The following is a 1,804-nucleotide window of genomic DNA, read 5'->3' as shown; positions in this document are numbered from 1 at the left end:
ACCCCAGCAGCAGTTGCTCGCGTTCGGCCTCCGGCAACACCGGCAGATCACGCACCGCCGAATCCGGCGCGGACTCCAGGGCCTCGACCAGATGGGTCAAGGCCGCCTGCATATAGGCACAGACCCGCTGTGCGTCAATACCAGCGGCAGCCTGCACATTCAAGCTGAAACCTTCACCCAGATCATCGACGTTCAGCGTCACCGGGTAGTTGGTGCGCTCTTCGCTACTGAGGGTCTCGATGCCCTGCCAGGCCTGCGTCGCCTGTTCTGAAACATGGCCGACAGCGCTATGGCGATAGTTGAGCAAGGCGCTGAACAACGGCGTTGGCGCAACCACGCCACTGCAACGCTGGGCCAGGGCCAGGGAGGCATGTTCGTGCCCCAGCAGTGCGGTCAGTCGCGCATGGGTCGCCTTGACCCCGGCGCGCACGCCCTGCCCGCCCACGGCAACCCGCAGCGGCAAGGTGTTGATGAACATCCCCAACGCCCGCTCGGCACCTTCGCCGCCCTGCATCCGGCCCATCAATACGGTACCGAACACCACGTCCTGCTTGCCCGAAACCTTGCCCAATACCTGGGCCCAGGCCAGGTGATGCAGGCTGGCAGCACTTACCCCCAGTTGCCGGGCGCCAGCCCGCAGACGCAGGCTCAGCGCCTCAGGCAGGACCCGGGTGGATTCCTCGATGACCTGACCATCGCCCTGCACATCCTGTAATCCAAATGGCAGTGTCGGCTCGTCGATATCACCCAGCATGTCGCGGAAGAACACTTCGTGTTCCTCGTGGCTCAGGCCCAGACGCGCCTGGGCCACATAGTTGCGGTACGGCACCGGGCTGCCGAGCTGCGCGGCCTGCCCCAGCAAGTGCACCTGAATTTCATGGCGCACCACCTCCAGGGCGGTATGGTCCAGGACCATATGATGGAACCGCAACATCGCCACCCAGCGTTGCCGGGCTTCGTCTTCGGCAAATACCAGTTGCATCAACGGCGCCCGGGTCACGTCCAGGCGCGAGTGGCGGGCATCGAAACGCGCCTTGAGCTGCTCCGTCACCTCACCGACGCGCGGGTCCAGTTCCAGGGCCTCGCGGTGCAGTCGAGCCTGACGCCAGACTACCTGGAGCGGCTCGTCCAGGCCTTGCCAGAGCACGGCAGTGCGCAGAATGTCATGGCGATCGATCACCTGTTGCAGCGCCTCGGCAAAGGCATCCAGCCGCTGGCGGTCCGCCACTGTGAACAGCGCGTGTAACACGTAGGGGTCACCATCCCCGGCTGACAGATGGTGATAGAGAATGCCTTCCTGCAATGGTGCCAGCGGATAGATATCCTGCACGTTCGCCGCGCCACCCGGCACATTCGCGACAATCTGCTCAATGGCGGCCTGGTCGAGGCTGACCAGGGGCAGCATATCCGGGGTGATGCGTTCACAACCCTCGGGGATGATGTTGGCCGGCACCACGACTTCCGTCCCGCCGCCCACTGCCGCGGCCAACGCCGCCAAGGTCGGTTGGCCGAACAGCACCCGCACATCGGCGCTCAAGCCCGCCTGGCGCATGCGCCCGATCAGGCTCACGGCCAATAACGAGTGCCCGCCCAGTTCGAAGAAATGGTCATGACGCCCCACCCGATCGACCTTGAGCAAGTCGGCCCAGATCCGGGCCAGGGTAATTTCGGTTTCACCCTGTGGGGCCTCGTAGCCGCGACTGATCACCGCATCGAGGTCCGGGGCCGGCAAGGCCTTGCGATCCAGCTTGCCGTTCGGGGTCAGCGGCAGCTTGTCCAGTACAACGTAGATGGCCGGGACCAT

1 protein-coding gene is annotated in these 1,804 nt (G+C 64.7%); it reads right to left on the bottom strand.

Features of this window, described 5'->3' with window-relative positions:
• The coding region (locus HX866_RS09855) for a condensation domain-containing protein (RefSeq protein ID WP_256344886.1) at positions 1 to 1,804 on the bottom strand (1,804 nt) is incomplete at both ends.

Source organism: Pseudomonas gingeri (assembly GCF_013386165.1).
Lineage (GTDB): Bacteria > Pseudomonadota > Gammaproteobacteria > Pseudomonadales > Pseudomonadaceae > Aquipseudomonas > Aquipseudomonas gingeri_C.
The sequence above is the reverse complement of the archived record's forward strand: the minus strand, read 5'-3'. Positions and strand labels throughout refer to the sequence as shown.